Origin of the sequence: Herbaspirillum aquaticum (genome assembly GCF_002213425.1) — a bacterium.
GTDB lineage: Bacteria > Pseudomonadota > Gammaproteobacteria > Burkholderiales > Burkholderiaceae_D > Herbaspirillum > Herbaspirillum aquaticum.
Map to the genome: position 1 here is coordinate 38,653 of NZ_NJGV01000023.1, position 11,884 is coordinate 50,536.

Below are 11,884 nucleotides of genomic sequence, written 5' to 3' on the forward strand. Positions count from 1 at the left end.
ACACCTGATGCAAAGGCAACCCTCATGACCGAACGCAAGAAACCCGACAACCTGCGCACCGGACTGCTGCTGGGACTGGTGGCGCTGGCCTTCTTCGTCGGCATCTTCATCAACCGCATCTGGTTCGCCAAATGAGCAGACAGGACGATCAGGCAGGCCAGTCAGAAGAGGCAACATCACGCGGCCTGAACCGCGTGATGTTCAGGAAGCTGGTGGTGGTGGCGGTGCTGATGTTCGGCTTTGGCTATGCGCTCATCCCGGTCTATCGCAAGATCTGCGAGGTGACCGGCGTGAACTTCCTCACGCCCAAGGATGTGACGGTGGAAGCGCCGGCCAATACGCAGATCGACAAGACGCGCACCATCACCGTGGAGTTCGATGGCAATGCCCAGGGACCGTGGCGCTTCCGCCCGACGGTGGCCAGCATGCAGGTGCACCCGGGCGAGATGACGCAGGTCACCTACGAAGTGGTCAACACCCAGCCGCGCAATGTGGATGCCCAGGCCATCCCGAGCTATGCACCGCTGCAGTCGGCGGCCTTCTTCAAGAAGGTGGAGTGCTTCTGCTTCACGCAGCAGACACTGGGACCGAACCAGGCCAAGCAGATGCCGGTGGTTTTTTATATCGATCCCAAGCTGCCCAAGGAAGTGACCACGATCACGCTGTCCTATACCTTCTTCGAGATCAACGGCAAGGCCAAGACGGCGGGCTGACCAGCCCCGAGGAGCGGGTATGAACGATGAGCTGAAACAGGCGGCGCAGCGCAAGGCCTCCTTCGGCGCGACGATGAAGGCGGTGTTCTGGTCCTTCTTCGGCGTGCGCAAGCGCAAGGATTACGAGTCGGATGCGGCGCGCCTGAATCCGGTGCACGTCGTCATCGCCGGCATTCTCGGTGCGGCGATCTTCGTGACCGTGCTGGTGAGCATCGTCAAGCTGGTGGTGCGCAGTGCGGCAGGCGCATGAGGCAGATGATGCAGATGATGCGGATGATGCGGATGAGGCTCACCGAAAAAGAGCATTAAGGAAAAGTAAACCCTGTATCGCAAGAGCATTCAACGCAGCTTAATGCCTATCTTTGCTGCTCTTGCCCAGGCCAGGACAATCAGATTTCGTACCGGGAGAAGAACATGAGTTCTCAACAAGCCAAGGCACCCCATTATTTCGTTCCAGGCCCGTCGCGCTGGCCGATGCTGGCGGGCATTTCCATGCTCATCACCATGATCGGGGCCTCGGCCTGGGTCAATGGCGTCTCATGGGCCCCCTACGTCAACCTCCTCGGCATCCTGATGGTGCTGGTGGTGCTGTACTACTGGTTCGGGGATGCGATCCGCGAATCGGAGTCCGGCCTCTACAGCGAGCGCATCGACCTGTCCTATCGCTGGAGCATGAGCTGGTTCATCTTCTCGGAGGTGATGTTCTTCGCGGCCTTCTTCGGTGCGCTGTTCTACGCGCGCAGCATCACCATGCCGTGGCTGGCCGACCTGGACCACAAGGTGATCTGGCCCGACTTCACCGGGCAGTGGGGCAATGTCGGCCCGGCCGGTACGGTGGAAAATTTCACCACCATGGGTCCGTTCCCGATCCCGACCATCAACACCCTGCTGCTGCTGACCTCGGGCGTGACGCTGACCATCTCGCACCACGCCATGCGCGCCGGCCATCGCGCGCAGACGGCTATATGGCTGTTCCTGACCATCCTGCTGGGCGCGGTCTTCATGGGCTTCCAGGCGTATGAATACATCCACGCCTACAGCGAGCTCAACCTCAAGCTCACCTCCGGCATCTACGGTTCGACCTTCTTCATGCTGACCGGCTTCCACGGCTTCCACGTGACCATGGGCGCGATCATGCTGTCGGTGGTGCTCTATCGCGTGCTGCGCGGACACTTCACGCCCACGCATCACTTCGCCTTCGAAGGCGCGGCCTGGTACTGGCACTTCGTGGACGTGGTGTGGCTGGGCCTGTATGTGGTGGTGTACTGGCTGTGAAGTGTGTAAGGTGGTCCCGCTCCACGCAATGACAAAGCCGCACTTCGGTGCGGCTTTTTTGTGGGGTGCGGGTGGAGGAGGGCGGAGGAGATCAGCGGATGCCGGTCGGCTGTATCCAGCCCAGTTTGTAGCTCAGCAGGATGAAGAGGAACAGCGCCACCGAGAAGCCGACCCGCAGCGTCAGCGCCTGGACCGTGCGATTGCTCTTGCCCTTGTCGCGCATCAGGAAGACCAATGCCGAGGCCAGGCTGGCCAGGATCAGGAGGAAGGCGATGGCGACGACGATTTTCATGAGGATGGAACCCTGTCTCCGAAGGCGTGCATGCGGTATGCTGCGACGCTGATGTGCAAGATTTTTTCTTGTCCTGTGTGCGCTTCATTGTAAGGCCAAACTTCATCGATGCCGACCCGATTCGTTTTTCGCCTCATCCCGTTTTGCGCCACGCTGCTCGTGGCCGCCGCCGGCATTGCGCTGGGACAGTGGCAGACGCATCGCGCTGAGGAGAAGCTGGCCTTGCAGCAGCGCATGCAGGCGCGCGGTGCCGACGCTCCTCTCAGTGCGCTGCCGGAAGATGCGAACGACGCGGAGTTCCGGCATATCCGCCTGCGCGGCCACTATCTTGCCCAGTGGACGCTTTACCTGGAGAACCGCCCCTACAATGGCGCGGTCGGTTTCCATGTCCTCACGCTGTTCCAGCCCGAGGGCAGCGGACCGGCCGTAGTCGTGGCACGTGGCTGGGCACCGCGCGATGCCGCCGATCGCACGCGTGTGCCGCAGGTGCCGCCGCCCTCGGGTGTCACCGAGGTCGAGGGTGTCCTGCGTCACGATGCCGGGCACGTGCTGCAACTGGGGACGGCCGATGCGCCGCGTCCGCAGGCCATCCTGCAGAATCTCGATGTGGCGGCGCTGTCCAAGGCCAGCGGCTTGCCGCTAGCACCGCTGGTGATCGAGCAGGGCGGGGCGGCGGGCGATACCCTGGTGCGCGACTGGCCGGCGCCCTCATTGGGCATCGATCGTCATCGTGGCTATGCCGTGCAGTGGTACGCACTGGCGGGCATGGCCCTTCTTTTTTTCATCGTGACAGGATTCAAACGTGGTCGTCATGACAAAACCTGAAGCTGCGCAAGCCGCACAAGCCAACCCCGAGGAGGAGGCGCGCCGCCGCCGCATCGGCCGCTGGAAGATGCTGGCGGTGGTGGCCGTGTGCGCCGCCCCGATGATCGCTTCCTACCTCACCTATTACGTGATCAAGCCGCAGAGCCGCAACAACTATGGCGCGCTGATCGATCCGCGCCAGTATCCGATTCCCGATCTCGGCAGCAGTGCCATCGATGGTTCCCCGGCCAAGCTGCAGGATTACAAGGGCAAGTGGGTCATGCTGCAGGTCGATCGCGGCGACTGTGGTGAGCCCTGCCAGAAGAAACTGTTGACCATGCGCCAGCTGCGGCTGATGCAAGGCAAGGAAATGGAGCGCATCGAGCGTGTATGGCTGGTCATCGATCGCGCTCCGGTTGCGACCTTGCTCCTGCGCGAATTCGACGGAACCGATATCCTTCGGGTTGACGCCGGCAAATTGCAGTCCTGGTTGCCGGCCGATGCCGGCACCTCGGCCGAAGACCACATCTACCTGATCGACCCGCTGGGCAACCTGATGATGCGCTTCCCCAAGGACCCCGATCCCGGCAAGATGAAGAAGGACATTTCCAAATTGCTGCGAGCTTCTTCCATCGGCTGATGCGGGTGGATCACAGTCGCGCAGTGACGCACGTTTGACTCAAGATGAATGCAACGACGCTGATACAACTGGGCCTGACCGGGCTCGTGGTGGCCCTGATTCCATTGGCGCTGGTATGGCGCGCACAGGGCGTGGCCAACAAATACCGCAAGCTGGTGTGGGTGACGCTGTTCTTTACTTTCGACCTGATCATGTTCGGGGCCTTCACGCGCCTGACCGATTCGGGCCTGGGCTGTCCGGACTGGCCGGGCTGCTACAGCCATGCCAATCCGCTGCTGGCGCATGAGCACATCAATGCCGCGCAGGAGGCCATGCCATTCGGGCCCGTGACCTGGGCCAAGGCCTGGATCGAAATGATCCACCGCTATTTCGCCATGGCCGTGGGTTTCCTCATCATCGTGCTGATGGTGGCCGCCTGGCGGCGCTGGATCAAGTCGGGCAAGACCGAACTGCAGTTCCGGCCGTGGTTCCCGACGGCGCTGCTGGGCTTCGTCTGCCTGCAGGGCGCCTTCGGTGCCTGGACCGTAACCATGAAGCTGCAGCCCATCATCGTCACCATCCACCTGCTGCTGGGGCTGACGCTCTTGGCCATGCTGGCCTGGCTGGGCGCGCGGCAGGAGCAGCATGTGCCGGTCTCGTCCGCAGGCCGCGCGCTGGTCGTGCCGGCCACCATCGGCGCGGCCTTGCTGGGCTTGCAGATCGCGCTGGGCGGCTGGGTCAGCACCAATTACGCGGCGCTGGCCTGTTCCGACTTCCCGCTGTGCAATGGCAAGCTGGTGCCGGAGATGGACTTCGAACATGGCTTCACGCTCTGGCGCCATCTCGGCATGACCTCCTCAGGCGACTACCTGCCGGTGGAAGCGCTGACCGCGATCCACTGGGTGCATCGCAGTTTTGCCTTTGTCGTCATCTTGTATGTTGTATGGCTGGCACACCGCGCGCTGCGTGATGAAGGCTTGCGCAAGACCGCCCGCTGGATGCTGACGGTGCTGGGTTTGCAGCTCTGTACTGGTCTTGCGACCATCTATCTGAACTGGCCGCTGGCCATTGCGGTGATCCACAACGGTGGTGCGGCGCTGCTGGTCATCCTGATGGTCATGTTAAACTACAAGGTCCGTTACGCACCCTCCGGCCTGGCCGCCGCTGCTCCACCAGCATCCGCCCGGCCCGTCACGCCATGACCACATTGACCGCCCAACCCAACCGCATCGCCCAGTACTGGGCACTGACCAAGCCGCGCGTGACGCAGCTGGCGGTGTTCTGTGCCGTGATCGGCATGTTCCTCTCCACGCCTGACCTGCCGGACTGGCACAAGGTTGTCTTCGGCACGCTGGGCATCTGGCTCCTGGCCGGTGCCGCCTTCGCCATCAACTGCCTGGTCGAGCGCGAGATCGATTCGCGCATGGCCCGCACCGCCCGCCGTCCGATGGCGCGCGGCGAAATCACGGTGGGACAGACGCTGGTTTTCTCGGGCGTGCTGGGTGGCCTGGGCATGTGGGTGCTGTACAACCTGGTCAATCCGCTGACCATGTGGCTGACCTTCGCCACCTTTGTCGGCTACGCCATCATCTACACCATCATCCTGAAACCGGCGACTTCGCAGAACATCGTCATCGGCGGCCTGGCCGGTGCCATGCCCCCCGCGCTGGGCTGGGCGGCCATGGCCAATGACGTGCCGATGCAGGCCTGGGTGCTGGTGATGATCATCTTCATCTGGACCCCGCCGCACTTCTGGGCGCTGGCCATGTACCGCCGCGACGACTACGCCAAGTCCGGCCTGCCGATGCTGCCCATCACGCACGGCATGGAAGTGACCAAGCTGCACATCCTGATGTACACCATCGCACTGCTGGCGGTGAGCATGCTGCCCTTCGCCATCGGCATGAGCGGGCTGATCTACCTGGGCACGGCCATCGTGCTGGGGGCGATCTTCTTCTGGTATTCGTGGCAGATCTATCGCCACTACACCGACCTGATCGCGCGCAAGGCCTTTGCCTATTCGATCGTCTACCTGTCCATCCTGTTTGCGGTGCTGCTGGTGGACCACTACTTCCTGTTCCGCAGTTTCTGATTCCCTGAACGCATGAAACGATTCCTTTCGGCGCTGCTGCTGGCTGGCTGCGCGACGCTGCTGGTGGCCTGCGGGCCCTCCAAGCCTGAACTCAAGTTCAACAATACCGATGTCACCGGGCTGGATTACGCCAAGGACTTCGCACTGACCGACCACACCGGCAAGCCGCGCACCCTGGCCGATTTCAAGGGCAAGGTAGTGGTGATGTTCTTCGGCTATACCCAATGCCCGGACGTGTGCCCGACCACCATGGTCGAGATGTCCAACGTCATGAAGGAACTGGGTCCGGATGCCGACCGCGTGCAGGTGCTCTTCGTCACCGTCGATCCTGAGCGCGACACCCAGGAAGTGCTGGCGCAATACGTGCCGGCCTTCGACAAGCGTTTCCTGGGCTTGCGCGGCGACCTGCCGCAGACCGAGAAGGTGGCCAAGGAATTCAAGGTGTTCTACCAGAAGGTGCCGGGCAAGCAGCCGGGCAGCTACACGATGGATCACACCGCAGGCAGCTATGTATTCGACCCGCAGGGACACATCCGACTCTTCGTCAAGCACGGCCAGGGGCCGCAGACGCTGGCGCATGACATCAAGTTGCTGCTGTCGTGATGGCTTGAAACGATATAAATCGTTTGGATAAAAAGAAAGGCGCCCGAGGGCGCCTTTTTCATTGCTGCTGATCTGAACGAGATCTGGATCAGGAATAAGCCTGCAGCGAGGTCTTCATCTTCTTCAGCGCGACTGCTTCGATCTGGCGGATACGCTCGGCCGACACGCCGAACTCGTCAGCCAGCTCATGCAGGGTCGCACCCGAGCCATCGTCATTGGCCAGCCAGCGGGCTTCGACGATGCGGCGCGAGCGGTCATCCAGCTTGGACAGGGCAGCTTCCAGGCCTTCGGACTGCAGGCGGTCGTATTGCTTGGCTTCGATCACGCGGGTCGGTTCCGAATTGTCGGAGGACAGGTAGGCGATGGGCGCGAACTTGTCATCTTCATCATCGGTGGGCGACTCCAGGGCGATATCGCGACCGGACAGACGGGTTTCCATCTCGATCACTTCTTCGCGCTTGACGTCCAGGGTCTTGGCCAGGGCCTCGACCTGGGCCGGCGTCATCGCGTCCAGGCCTTCCTTGTGGCTGCGCAGGTTGAAGAACAGCTTGCGCTGGGCCTTGGTGGTCGCGACCTTCACGAGACGCCAGTTTTTCAGGATGTACTCGTGGATCTCGGCCTTGATCCAGTGCATGGCATAAGACACCAGACGCACGTTCTGGCCCGGGTCGAAGCGCTTGACAGCCTTCATCAGGCCGATGTTGCCTTCCTGGATCAGGTCGGCATGCGGCAGGCCGTAGCCGAGATAGCCACGGGCAATCGACACCACCAGGCGCAGGTGCGACAACACCATCTTCTGGGCGGCACCCAAGTCGTTCTTTTCACGCAGGTCGCGGGCCAGCTTGACCTCTTCTTCGTGGGTCAGCATGGGCAGGCGGTTCACTGCCGAGATATACGCGTCAATATTGCCCAGGCTGCCGGAAAAATCCAGCGCGAGTGCATTGGACTCGGCAGGCATGAGTGCAGTTTGTGCAGACGCAGTTTTCATGGATTCTCCTTGGTTCCTTTGCGGAAACAGTATGAAACGGTAGGAAGCAAATGCTTCGGATGCCAGGGGCAATGTTTCCAACTTCCCTGGCGCGGCCTTGGGGCCGCTGCTGTTTGATGCAGTGCTCCGGAAAACTGGAGCAATTCGATAAGGTATTCTAGCACTCGTCACCCAGGAGTGCTAATAGCATGATAGTGAGGGGGTAATAGCGTCAACCTATTGCTATTCGCCCAATCATTGCATCCCTTTCCCTTCATATTAGTCGCCTTTGGGCGACAAAAGTTGCGACCAGGGTCAAAAGGGGGCCAGAAACTTGTAACACTTTTTTGCAGCGCACCGGGAGCAGGAGAGCGCGCGCCAGCAGACTGGCCAGGACCGCTCAGGAGAGGGATCCGCAGTGCTGCAACTCGTCAATCGACGAGCTTGGTCTGATAAGAAGACGGGATGAAGGGCAATTTATTGTTGCGGGCAAACAGGCTCGATAAAATTTCCCGCCAGAAAGTCCAAAGCCCGCAGTGAGCGGGCTTTGTCCTCAATTTACAGGGGCACGACCAGTTACCCGGAAAACCCCTGTCTCTATGCATTTGAGTATAGCACCCGAACTTCCTCACGTTCAACAGGCTCACGGCATGCTGAAACACCTCACTGCACCCCGGTTGTCCACGTTGCAGCGCTTCTTCCTCACCACGTCGCAGACGGACACGCTCGGGTGTTATGCCTGGAATCAGGCGGTCGCGGCAGGGATGCTGCCGTTGCTTGCCGATGTCGAGGTGTCGCTGCGCAATGCATTGCACGGAGCACTATCACGCTACTACGGTGCGGTGGACTCCTTCGGCTGGATGATGCCCAGAGCCAACCCGGCACATGCCATCAATCCGGCTGCGCCCATGTTGCTGCCACCGATTCACAAATTGAGTTCCAGGTCCCGTGATGACGTTGTCTGCGCGATGGACAAAGTCAGTGGCAGGAAGCCCGCTGCTCATGTTGTCACCCCTGATGATGTGGTGGCGGCGTTGCCGTTGGGATTCTGGGAGGTGCTCATCGGCGCGCTCGCACACCACGCGCAGCCGAGGGGATTGCAGGCTCATATTCTGGCGGCAGTCTTTCCTCATGCGCCGGACACAGCGCTTTTCCCTTATGACAGTCCCGCCTTCAGGAAACGTGTCGTCGCTCTGCTCAAAAGACTGCGCGATGTGCGCAACCGTATCGGACACCACGACGCCATCTGGACGATTCCGGAATTCGACCGATTCGGTACCCTTGGGCTCATCCCGCGCCGTCCGCGTCACGCCGTCAACAGCCTGCGCCGCCTTGTGGATCATTTGGTCTGGTTTGCGGGGTGGATTGATCCGGCGATCTCCGTGCATCTGCGCAACAGCGACCACTGTTGGTCATTGCAGGCCTTGCTGGACCGGCATGCGCTGGCCACGTACCGGCGTTGGGGCGGCCGTGCCGGCACATTGCATCTGGTGCTGGACAGGGCGGCGACCCAGAATCATCGCATGGAGATGCGCAACCGGATGCTGGCCCCGCCCAGCGCCGCGCGTAGTATCGCGCGCTATTTCTACTGATGAAGCCGGCAAGCAGGCTTGCGGCTCAAGCCTTCCTGGCCAGCTGCCTGCGCACGGACAGCATCGCCCCGAACAAGCCCAACAAGCCGCTGATGGCCAGCAGCAGGCCGATGGCCATGGGGCTGGGCAGGGCCAGCTGGAATTCCGAGGCATACAGGTGGGCAAAGTCCAGGATGGCTTCATTGAGCGGTTGCTGTGCCGCCACCACCAGCCCCAGCGCCACCGCGCCCGCACACAGGCCCAGCAGTGCGCCGGTGTAGTAGAACGGACGATAAATGAAGGAATTGGTCGCCCCGAACAGGCGCGAAACCTCGATCTCGTCGCGCTGCGTCATCACCTGCAGGCGAATCGTGTTGAAAACGACCGCCACCACCACCGCCCCCAGCGTGATCCCCAGGAACAGCAGCACCAGCCGCAGGATGCGCAGCAGCGCCGCCAGGCGCTTGACCCACTCGGAATCGATCTGCACCGTATCCACGCCCGGCTGCTTCTTGATCTGCTGGGCGATGTCGTCCACCCGGCTGGCATTCATGGCGTTCTCGAAGCCGGGCAGGCGCACCACATAGCTGTCCGGCAGCGGATTGCTGCCCAGCGTGGCCAGCACGTCGGCCAGGCCAGTCTTGCTCTTCATCGCGTCGAAGGCTTTCTCGCGCGGGATGAACTCGACCTTGCCGTTGGTATTGCTCTCCTTTAACACCTGGCTGATGGTCTTGCCCACCGCTTGCGCGGCCTCGCGGCTGGCATCGGGCTTCATGAAGATGCTGATCTCCGGCTCCACCGACATCTGCTCCGAGATCGGGCGCACGTTTTCCAGCGCCGAGAGGCCGGCAAAGGGCAGGGCCAGGGCAATCGAGACCACCAGCACGTTCAACAGGAAATTGCCCGGAGAGCGCAGCAGGTGGCGCAGGGCGTCCGCGATGGCGGCGAAATGCTGTCGGAGCCAGTTCATGGCGACACCTCCACGGGATTGGCCACGCCGTTGTGCCAGCCATCGACGATGCGGCCACGGTCCAGGTAGATGATGCGGTCGGCGCCGGTGAGGAAACTTTCGTCGTGGGTCGAGATCAGGCAGGTCACGCCCACGCCGTGGAAGGATTTCAGGGCCGCCAGCACCTTGTTGGCATTGGCCCGGTCCAGATTGGCCGTCGGTTCGTCGGCCAGGATGATCTGCGGACGGTTGACGATGGCGCGCGCAATGGCCACGCGCTGCTGTTCGCCCCCGGACAGTTCCAGCGGCTCGCACATGGCCTTCTCCAGCAGGTCGACCTTGTCCAGGGCGGCACGGGCGCGCTTTTCCGCATCCGGGCGGGAAGAGCCGGTCACGATCAGCGGCAGCATCACGTTGGCCAGCAAATTGCGGTCCAGCAACAGCTTCTGCTGCTGGAAGATCAGCCCCAGGTTGCGCCGCAGGTAGGGCAGGCCCGAGGGTTTCAAGCCCGCGATGTCGGTGCCGCTGACGGTGAGCTTGCCCGAGGTGGGCCGCTCGATGGCCGCGATCATCTTCAGCAGCGTGGACTTGCCGGCACCGGAAGGGCCGGCCAGGAAAATCAATTCGCCCTTCTTCACCGACAACGTGATGTCGCGCAGGGCATAGACCTCGCGCGCGTATTGCTTGGAAACCCGGGTAAATTCAATCATCGGTTCAACTCAGGAGGGCGTCGACGAATTCTGTAGCGTTGAAGGGTTGCAGGTCTTCGATCTTCTCGCCCACGCCGATGAAATACAGCGGCACCGGGCGGGTCTTGGCGATGGCGGCCAGGATGCCGCCCTTGGCCGTGCCATCCAGCTTGGTCACCACCAGGCCGGTCAGCCCCAGCGCATCATCGAAGGCCTTGACCTGGGCCAGCGCATTCTGGCCGGTGTTGCCGTCGATGACCAGCAGCACTTCATGCGGTGCCGAGTTCATCGCCTTGGCAATGACCCGCTTGATCTTCTTGAGTTCATCCATGAGGTGCAATTGCGTCGGCAGGCGGCCGGCGGTATCGACCATCACCACATGGGTGCCGCGCGCCTGTGCCGAGTGCACCGAGTCGTAGGCCACGGCGGCCGGATCGCCGGATTCCTGGGCAATCACCTGGACGTTGTTGCGCTCGCCCCAGACCGCCAGCTGCTCGCGGGCGGCAGCGCGGAAGGTGTCGCCGGCGGCCAGCAGCACCGACTGGCCGTGCGCCTGCAGGTGCAAGGCCAGCTTGCCGATGGTGGTGGTCTTGCCGGCACCGTTGACGCCGGCAATCATCATCACCAGCGGCTTGTCGCGGCCCAGCACCAGCGGACGCTGCAGCGGCTGCAGCAGGTCGATCAGCAGCGTGCGCAGGGCAGTACGCACCTGGGCGGCTTCGGTCAGGCGCTCGTTCTTGACCTTTTTCTTCAGCTCGGCCAGCAGCCACTGGGTGGCTTCCACGCCGGCGTCCGATACCAGCAGGGCCGATTCCAGTTCCTCGTACAAATCTTCATCGATGCGCGCACCGACGAAGAGCGTGGTCAGGTTGCTGGAGGTCTTGGACAGCCCGGCCTTCAGGCGCGAGAGCCAGGAACGCTTGACCTCGGGCGCCGGTTCCGGCGCGGCGACGATCTCGATTTCTTCGGCGGCCTCCTGCACGGCGGCCACCGGCTCAGGGATGGCGGCAGGGACGGGCGGCGATTGGGGCGCAGGCGTCGGGGCCGCGACCGGCGCCGGGACTGCGGGCGCTACCGGGGCAGGCACGGCAGCAGGCGGCTGAACGACAGGCGCAGCAGCGGGTGCGGCGGATTCGGCAGGGGGGGGAACCACCGGGGCCGGCTGGGGCGCCGGTTCGGCCTGGGGCGGCAGCGCGGGTTGCGCTTCCGGTTTGGGTTTTCTCTTGAAGAAACTGAACATCGGATGGCGGATAGGCTGGATGGTAGCTGCGGCCGGGGCGGGGGAGGGCGGGACGGCAGGCGCGTGGCTG

General features: G+C 62.4%; 15 protein-coding genes. 10 read left to right on the forward strand and 5 right to left on the reverse strand.

Going from position 1 to position 11,884, the window contains the following annotated elements; genetic code table 11:
* The first annotated feature begins 24 nt into the window (after nucleotides 1-24).
* From CEJ45_RS25190 to CEJ45_RS19925, 4 genes are all read left to right on the forward strand, one after another.
* Complete coding sequence (locus tag CEJ45_RS25190; protein WP_220405682.1) at nucleotides 25-135, forward strand: cytochrome oxidase small assembly protein; 111 nt, start codon at nucleotides 25-27, stop codon at nucleotides 133-135.
* Nucleotides 132-713 (forward strand): cytochrome c oxidase assembly protein, encoded by a 582-nt coding sequence (locus CEJ45_RS19915; protein ID WP_088756829.1) that lies wholly within the window; start codon nucleotides 132-134, stop codon nucleotides 711-713. The genes CEJ45_RS25190 and CEJ45_RS19915 overlap by 4 nt, the downstream gene beginning before the upstream one ends.
* Nucleotides 714-732: 19 nt before the next feature.
* Nucleotides 733-963 carry a DUF2970 domain-containing protein gene (locus CEJ45_RS19920; RefSeq protein ID WP_088756831.1) on the forward strand — a complete coding sequence of 77 codons (231 nt, stop codon included), beginning with the start codon at nucleotides 733-735 and terminating at the stop codon, nucleotides 961-963.
* Between the two features lie 164 nt (nucleotides 964-1,127).
* On the forward strand, nucleotides 1,128-1,988 hold the full coding sequence (locus CEJ45_RS19925; protein WP_088756833.1) for a cytochrome c oxidase subunit 3: 861 nt from the start codon (nucleotides 1,128-1,130) through the stop codon (nucleotides 1,986-1,988).
* Between the two features lie 91 nt (nucleotides 1,989-2,079).
* Here CEJ45_RS19925 and CEJ45_RS19930 read toward each other — a convergent pair whose 3' ends face one another.
* On the reverse strand, nucleotides 2,080-2,280 hold the full coding sequence (locus tag CEJ45_RS19930) for a twin transmembrane helix small protein (RefSeq protein WP_088756835.1): 201 nt from the start codon (nucleotides 2,278-2,280) through the stop codon (nucleotides 2,080-2,082).
* A gap of 108 nt (nucleotides 2,281-2,388) precedes the next feature.
* On the opposite strand from CEJ45_RS19930, the gene CEJ45_RS19935 reads away from it, so the two are divergent.
* From CEJ45_RS19935 to CEJ45_RS19955, 5 genes are read left to right on the forward strand one after another with little or no spacing between them, the layout of a single operon-like run.
* Nucleotides 2,389-3,105 (forward strand): SURF1 family protein, encoded by a 717-nt coding sequence (locus CEJ45_RS19935; protein ID WP_088756836.1) that lies wholly within the window; start codon nucleotides 2,389-2,391, stop codon nucleotides 3,103-3,105.
* Nucleotides 3,092-3,724, forward strand: a complete 633-nt coding sequence (locus CEJ45_RS19940; protein WP_088756838.1) for an SCO family protein — start codon at nucleotides 3,092-3,094, stop codon at nucleotides 3,722-3,724. The genes CEJ45_RS19935 and CEJ45_RS19940 overlap by 14 nt, the downstream gene beginning before the upstream one ends.
* Before the next feature lie 44 nt (nucleotides 3,725-3,768).
* A complete protein-coding gene (locus CEJ45_RS19945; protein WP_088756839.1) occupies nucleotides 3,769-4,905 on the forward strand; it encodes a COX15/CtaA family protein in 1,137 nt (378 codons plus the stop codon).
* Nucleotides 4,902-5,795, forward strand: coding sequence for a heme o synthase (gene cyoE, locus CEJ45_RS19950; protein WP_088756840.1), 894 nt, complete (start codon nucleotides 4,902-4,904; stop codon nucleotides 5,793-5,795). The genes CEJ45_RS19945 and cyoE overlap by 4 nt, the downstream gene beginning before the upstream one ends.
* 12 nt (nucleotides 5,796-5,807) lie before the next feature.
* Nucleotides 5,808-6,398: an SCO family protein gene (locus CEJ45_RS19955; RefSeq protein ID WP_088756841.1), complete on the forward strand. Its 591-nt coding sequence runs from the start codon at nucleotides 5,808-5,810 to the stop codon at nucleotides 6,396-6,398.
* An 88-nt stretch (nucleotides 6,399-6,486) separates the two neighbouring features.
* On the opposite strand, the gene rpoH is transcribed toward CEJ45_RS19955, so the two are convergent.
* Nucleotides 6,487-7,386 carry an RNA polymerase sigma factor RpoH gene (gene rpoH, locus CEJ45_RS19960; protein WP_088756842.1) on the reverse strand — a complete coding sequence of 300 codons (900 nt, stop codon included), beginning with the start codon at nucleotides 7,384-7,386 and terminating at the stop codon, nucleotides 6,487-6,489.
* Nucleotides 7,387-8,015: 629 nt separating this feature from the next.
* Here rpoH and CEJ45_RS19965 point away from each other — a divergent pair.
* Nucleotides 8,016-8,957, forward strand: a complete 942-nt coding sequence (locus CEJ45_RS19965; RefSeq protein WP_241517389.1) for a hypothetical protein — start codon at nucleotides 8,016-8,018, stop codon at nucleotides 8,955-8,957.
* Nucleotides 8,958-8,982: 25 nt separating this feature from the next.
* Here the strand turns inward: CEJ45_RS19965 and ftsX are convergent, their stop codons facing one another.
* The 3 genes from ftsX to ftsY are packed head-to-tail and all read right to left on the reverse strand — an operon-like array spanning nucleotide 8,983 to nucleotide 11,814.
* Nucleotides 8,983-9,906 carry a permease-like cell division protein FtsX gene (ftsX, locus tag CEJ45_RS19970; protein WP_088756843.1) on the reverse strand — a complete coding sequence of 308 codons (924 nt, stop codon included), beginning with the start codon at nucleotides 9,904-9,906 and terminating at the stop codon, nucleotides 8,983-8,985.
* Nucleotides 9,903-10,595 carry a cell division ATP-binding protein FtsE gene (locus CEJ45_RS19975; protein WP_039783818.1) on the reverse strand — a complete coding sequence of 231 codons (693 nt, stop codon included), beginning with the start codon at nucleotides 10,593-10,595 and terminating at the stop codon, nucleotides 9,903-9,905. Before CEJ45_RS19975 ends, ftsX begins: the two co-directional genes overlap by 4 nt.
* Nucleotides 10,596-10,599: 4 nt before the next feature.
* Nucleotides 10,600-11,814: a signal recognition particle-docking protein FtsY gene (ftsY, locus tag CEJ45_RS19980; RefSeq protein ID WP_088756844.1), complete on the reverse strand. Its 1,215-nt coding sequence runs from the start codon at nucleotides 11,812-11,814 to the stop codon at nucleotides 10,600-10,602.
* Between the last annotated feature and the right edge of the window lie 70 nt (nucleotides 11,815-11,884).

What these genes read in the sequence shown, in the direction of transcription:
- CEJ45_RS25190 (WP_220405682.1), top strand. Translation starts at nt 25, where the DNA reads ATGACCGAACGCAAGAAACCCGACAACCTGCGCACCGGACTGCTGCTG.
- ftsX (WP_088756843.1), bottom strand. Translation starts at nt 9,906, where the DNA reads ATGAACTGGCTCCGACAGCATTTCGCCGCCATCGCGGACGCCCTGCGC.
- CEJ45_RS19945 (WP_088756839.1), top strand. Translation starts at nt 3,769, where the DNA reads ATGAATGCAACGACGCTGATACAACTGGGCCTGACCGGGCTCGTGGTG.
- CEJ45_RS19915 (WP_088756829.1), top strand. Translation starts at nt 132, where the DNA reads ATGAGCAGACAGGACGATCAGGCAGGCCAGTCAGAAGAGGCAACATCA.
- cyoE (WP_088756840.1), top strand. Translation starts at nt 4,902, where the DNA reads ATGACCACATTGACCGCCCAACCCAACCGCATCGCCCAGTACTGGGCA.
- CEJ45_RS19925 (WP_088756833.1), top strand. Translation starts at nt 1,128, where the DNA reads ATGAGTTCTCAACAAGCCAAGGCACCCCATTATTTCGTTCCAGGCCCG.
- ftsY (WP_088756844.1), bottom strand. Translation starts at nt 11,814, where the DNA reads ATGTTCAGTTTCTTCAAGAGAAAACCCAAACCGGAAGCGCAACCCGCG.
- CEJ45_RS19930 (WP_088756835.1), bottom strand. Translation starts at nt 2,280, where the DNA reads ATGAAAATCGTCGTCGCCATCGCCTTCCTCCTGATCCTGGCCAGCCTG.
- CEJ45_RS19975 (WP_039783818.1), bottom strand. Translation starts at nt 10,595, where the DNA reads ATGATTGAATTTACCCGGGTTTCCAAGCAATACGCGCGCGAGGTCTAT.
- rpoH (WP_088756842.1), bottom strand. Translation starts at nt 7,386, where the DNA reads ATGAAAACTGCGTCTGCACAAACTGCACTCATGCCTGCCGAGTCCAAT.
- CEJ45_RS19935 (WP_088756836.1), top strand. Translation starts at nt 2,389, where the DNA reads ATGCCGACCCGATTCGTTTTTCGCCTCATCCCGTTTTGCGCCACGCTG.
- CEJ45_RS19920 (WP_088756831.1), top strand. Translation starts at nt 733, where the DNA reads ATGAACGATGAGCTGAAACAGGCGGCGCAGCGCAAGGCCTCCTTCGGC.
- CEJ45_RS19955 (WP_088756841.1), top strand. Translation starts at nt 5,808, where the DNA reads ATGAAACGATTCCTTTCGGCGCTGCTGCTGGCTGGCTGCGCGACGCTG.
- CEJ45_RS19940 (WP_088756838.1), top strand. Translation starts at nt 3,092, where the DNA reads ATGACAAAACCTGAAGCTGCGCAAGCCGCACAAGCCAACCCCGAGGAG.
- CEJ45_RS19965 (WP_241517389.1), top strand. Translation starts at nt 8,016, where the DNA reads ATGCTGAAACACCTCACTGCACCCCGGTTGTCCACGTTGCAGCGCTTC.